This is a genomic window from Rhizobacter sp. P1_G5, from assembly GCF_056405435.1.
This window is the reverse complement of record NZ_JBFUCB010000479.1, coordinates 1-4789: the sequence shown is the minus strand read 5'-3', so window position 1 is coordinate 4789 and position 4789 is coordinate 1. Positions and strand designations below refer to the sequence as shown.

Below are 4789 nucleotides of genomic sequence, written 5' to 3'. Positions count from 1 at the left end.
GCATCTTCATCGTGCGCACGCTGAAGATCGTGCCGCAGCAGCATGCCTGGGTGGTCGAGCGGCTGGGCAAGTACGACCGCACGCTGGTGCCGGGCCTGAGCTTCGTGGTGCCGTTCATTGAGCGGGTGGCCTACAAGCATTCGCTGAAGGAGGTGCCGCTCGACGTGCCGAGCCAGGTCTGCATCACGAAGGACAACACGCAGCTGCAGGTGGACGGGATCATCTACTTCCAGATCACCGACCCGATGCGCGCGAGCTACGGCTCGAGCAACTACGTGTTCGCGATCACGCAGCTGGCGCAGACGCTGCTGCGCTCGGTGATCGGCAAGATGGAGCTGGACAAGACCTTCGAGGAGCGCGACACGATCAACGGCGCTGTGGTGAGCGCGCTCGACGAGGCGGCCGGCAACTGGGGCGTGAAGGTGCTGCGCTACGAGATCAAGGACCTGACGCCGCCGGCCGAGATCCTGCGCTCGATGCAGGCGCAGATCACCGCCGAGCGCGAGAAGCGCGCGCTGATCGCGGCCTCCGAAGGCCGCAAGCAGGAACAGATCAACATCGCCACCGGCGAGCGCGAGGCCTCGATCGCCCGCTCCGAAGGGGCGCGGCAGGCCGAGATCAACAAGGCGCAGGGCGAGGCGTCGGCGATCACCGCGGTGGCCGATGCCACGGCCGGCGCGATCCGCAAGATCGCCGAGGCGATCCGCGAACCGGGCGGCGAGCAGGCGGTGCAGCTGAAGGTGGCCGAGAAGGCGGTGGATGCCTATGCGCACCTGGCGCAGAAGAACAACACGATGATCGTGCCGGGGAACATGACCGAGGTGGCCGGGTTGATCGGCACCGCGATGGCGCTGATGAAGGCGAAGGCACCCGGCCAGCCCTGAGCGAAATTCCCGCGGGACCGGTCCGAAGCCCCCTCGGAGGTAGGCTAAACTCGCCGGCTCCGGAGAGATGGATGAGCGGTTTAAGTCGCACGCCTGGAAAGCGTGTGGGGGTTAATAGCCCCCCGCGGGTTCGAATCCCGCTCTCTCCGCCAGTTGTCAATCTCAAGACCAGCGCACGGTCACCCGCAGGCCGCGACCTTCGAGGCCATCGGCCAGTTCAACCGTCGCGCCATGCCGATCGGCCACCGACTTGACGATGGCCAGGCCCAGGCCGCTGCCCGGTTGCGCCTGGTCGGGCACCCGGAAGAAGCGATCGAACACGCGCTCGCGCCAGTCCGCCGCGATGCCCGGACCGGCATCCTCCACCACCAGCGACGCATCGCCCCCCACCCGCACCGACACGGTCGACCCGGCGGGCGAGTACTTGATCGCGTTCTCGACCAGGTTGTCGACCAGCGACGTCAGCCCCTCGCGCTCGGCCTCGATCTCGCAGCGCTCGGCGCACGCCAGCTCCAGCTCGACGCCGCGCTCCGTCGCCAGCCCCGACAGCGCCGCCAGCCGGTCCTGCACCAGCTCGTCGAGCGACAGCCGCGCCGCCTGGGTGCGCCCGCTGTCGCTGCGCATCAGCCCCAGCAGCTGTGCCACCAGCCGGCTCGCCCGCTCGCCGCTGCGCACCAGCCCGTCGAGCAGCTCGGCATCGCGCGCATCGCCGCGGTGCGCCTGCAGCGCCTCGATGTTGATGCGCATCGCGGCCAGCGGCGTGCGCAACTCGTGCGCCGCGTCGGCGATGAAGCTGCGCTCGCGCGCCAGGCTCGCCGCCACGCGCGCGAGCAGCGTGTTCACCGCATCGGCCACCGGCCGCAGTTCGCGGTAGGCGCTGCCGAAGCGCAGCGGCGCCAGGTCGCCGGGGCTGCGCGTCTCGATCTCCTGCGAGAAGCGGCGCCATGGCCGCAACGCCAGCCGCACCGACCACCAGGCCGGCAGCACCAGGAACGGCAGGCTGATCAGCAGCGGCAGGATCAGGATGCCGCGCTCGCCGATCGCGAACAGGATCGACACCGCGTGGCCCGAACGGATCAACGTGACGCGCGCTGCGGACTGCGCCGACTGCTGCGTGTAGGTGCGCCACGGCATGCCGTCGATGAGCAGCTTCTCGAGCCGGCGCTGCTGCGTCRCCGGCACCACGCCGGGCGAGCCGGGCGAGGCATAGAGCAGCCGGTCGCCGAGCCAGACGTTCATCGACATGCGCAACGCCGGGTCGTCTTCTTCATGGTTCTCGCGGCGCTGGAACACGTCGAGCTTGCGCAGCACCTCCTGCAGCTGCTCGGGCCGGTCGGCCAGGCTGTCGACCAGCGCGAGGATCATGTCGGCCCTCGGGCCCATGTGGCCGGGCTCGAAGATCTCGTCGTAGCGCGCGGTGTCCCACACGAAATAGGCCATCGCCGCCGACCACAGCAGCAGCACCGTCAGCATCTGGGCCAGCACCAGGCGGCTGACCAGCGAGCTGCGCAGCCGCCTCCACAATGCGGCGGGCGTCATGCCCCGCCCTTGGCCGGTGCGACGCGGTCGATCACGTAGCCGACGCCACGCACCGTGCGGATGTAGCCCGGCCCGATCTTGCGGCGCAGGTTGGACATGTGCACGTCGAGCACGTTGCTCTCGTTGTCGAGCCCGCCGGGCAGCACCTGCTCTTCGAGCACGCGGCGCGTCAGCACGCGGTCGGCGCGCTTCATCAGCAGGCACAGCAGCTCGAACTCGCTGCGCGACAGCTCGACCGCCCGCTCGTCGACCGTCACGCGCATCGTCGCCTCGTGCAGCGCGAGCTGGCGGATCTCGATCGTGTCGTTGACCAGGCCGAAGCTGCGCCGCGCCAGCGCCCGCACGCGCGACAGCAGCTCGGCCAGCGCGAACGGTTTCACCAGGTAGTCGTCGGCGCCGCTGTCGAGGCCGGCCAGGCGGTCTTCGAGCGCGTCGCGCGCCGTCAGGATCAGCACCGGCATCGGCAGGCGCTCGCGGCGCAGGCGCGCCAGCAGCGCCAGGCCGTCGCCGTCGGGCAGGCCCAGGTCGAGCAGCACCAGGTCGAAGCGCTCGCTGGCCAGCGTGCCGTCGGCGGCCGCCGCATCGCGCACCCAGTCGACGGCGAAGCCCTCGAGCCGCAGCGCGTTGCGCAGGCTCTCGCCGATCATCGGGTCGTCTTCCACCAGCAGCAGTCGCATCACGGGCCCAGGTCAGTCACAAGAAAAAGCATACCGCGAGCGCGGCCGGGCGAATCAGGCGCTATTGTTCCGGCTCACCATGAAACGCCGACTCATGCCCAAAGTCCTTCGCAACACGCTGCTGTCGTTCCGCGACGTGCTGGCCACCGCCGGCCCGTTCATCTTCCTGACCATCGTCCTGCTGGTGGTCGCCTACTGGTTCCTCGACCCGACGCCACCGCGCAAGGTGGTGCTGGCCACCGGGGTCGAGCAAGGGGCGTATGCCGAGTTCGGCAAGCGCTATGCAGAGTACCTGAAGGGCTACGGCATCCAGGTGGAACTGCGCACCACCCACGGCGCGGCCGAGAACCTGAAGCTGCTGCGCGACCCGAATTCGGGCGTGGACATCGCGTTCACGCAGGGCGGGGCCGGCGAATCGCGCAAGAACGCCGAGGCCAATGCGCTGGCGGATGAAGACCTGAACTCGCTGGGCAGCCTGTTCTTCGAGCCGGTGTGGCTGTTCTACCGCGAGGAGTCGGCGCAGCGGCTGCTGAAGGGCGTGCCGCTGACCAGCCTGGCGCAGCTGCAGGGCTGGAAGGTCGACATCGGCGCGCGCGGCAGCGGCGCGCCGAACCTGATGCGCAAGCTGCTCGATGCCAACCGCATCGACCCCGCGTCGATGACGGTGTCGCGCGAGGAGCAGACCGACGCGGTCGTGAAGTTCCTGGCGGGCGACATCGATGCGATCGTGTTCGCGTCGGCGCCCGAGGCGCTGATGGTGCAGATGCTGCTGCAGACGCCGGGGGTGAAGCTGTTCGACTTTGCACAGGCCGATGCGTATTCGCGGCGCTTCGCCTTCCTGACGCCGGTAACGCTGCCGCGCGGCGTGGTCGACCTGGCGGGCGACGTGCCGCCGAACGACGTGCGGCTGATCGCGCCGACGGCGACGCTGGTGGCGCGCGAGGACCTGCATCCGGCGCTGATCCAGCTGTTCGTGCAGGCGGCGGCGAAGATCCACGGACCGGCGGGCTGGTTCCAGCGCAAGGGCGATTTCCCGAACGCGCGCGGCACCGAGCGGCCGCTGGCGCCGGAGGCGCAGCGCTTCTACACCAGCGGTTCGCCGCTGCTGCAGCGCTACCTGCCGTTCTGGCTGGCCAACCTGATCGACCGCATGTGGGTGGTGCTGGTGTCGATCGTCGCGATCCTGATCCCGCTGTCGCGCGTGGTGCCGCCGCTGTACCAGTTCCGCATCCGCTCGCGGATCTTCCGGTGGTACGGGCAGCTGCGGGCGGTGGAGGATGCGCAGGGCGTGCGGCCGAATGACGAGTTGCGCTCGGAGCTGGACAAGATCGAATCGAGGGTAGGCAACGTGACGGTGCCGCTCAGCTATGCGGACGAACTTTATTCGCTGCGCAGCCACATCAACATGGTGCGGCGGAGGTTGGATGCGGCGGGGCAGGATCCGACGGGTTGAGGGATCGGCGCCTGCGTGCAAAGGCGCGAGTAGGCAGGGTGTGGCTCGCCGGCCGGGTCGGTCATCGCCCCGGGGGGCGATGACTCCCCTCCGCTGGCTGGTTTCAAGGCCCGTCGCCGAAACTCCCGCCACTCGCTTCGCTCGTTGTGGTCAAACAGTCGGCGACAGTCAGTGCACGAAGCGCGCTGACGCGCGCGGGCCATGAAACCAGCCAGCTCCGGCGACCCGTCCTGATT

The 4789-nt window shown here is 69.4% G+C and carries 4 protein-coding genes and 1 tRNA gene; 3 read left to right on the top strand and 2 right to left on the bottom strand.

What is annotated here, in order from left to right:
* The first annotated feature begins 2 nt into the window (after positions 1-2).
* On the top strand, positions 3-884 hold the full coding sequence (locus AC1D12_RS25000) for an SPFH domain-containing protein (protein WP_477843577.1): 882 nt from the start codon (positions 3-5) through the stop codon (positions 882-884).
* A gap of 61 nt (positions 885-945) precedes the next feature.
* Positions 946-1036: transfer RNA gene (locus tag AC1D12_RS24995), tRNA-Ser, on the top strand.
* A 10-nt stretch (positions 1037-1046) separates the two neighbouring features.
* On the opposite strand, the gene AC1D12_RS24990 is transcribed toward AC1D12_RS24995, so the two are convergent.
* Positions 1047-2423: an ATP-binding protein gene (locus AC1D12_RS24990; protein WP_477843575.1), complete on the bottom strand. Its 1377-nt coding sequence runs from the start codon at positions 2421-2423 to the stop codon at positions 1047-1049.
* Positions 2420-3100 (bottom strand): response regulator, encoded by a 681-nt coding sequence (locus tag AC1D12_RS24985; protein WP_477843573.1) that lies wholly within the window; start codon positions 3098-3100, stop codon positions 2420-2422. The genes AC1D12_RS24990 and AC1D12_RS24985 overlap by 4 nt, the downstream gene beginning before the upstream one ends.
* Before the next feature lie 79 nt (positions 3101-3179).
* Between AC1D12_RS24985 and AC1D12_RS24980 the strand changes: the two genes are divergently transcribed.
* Positions 3180-4553: a TAXI family TRAP transporter solute-binding subunit gene (locus AC1D12_RS24980; RefSeq protein ID WP_477843571.1), complete on the top strand. Its 1374-nt coding sequence runs from the start codon at positions 3180-3182 to the stop codon at positions 4551-4553.
* The last annotated feature ends 236 nt before the right edge of the window (positions 4554-4789 follow it).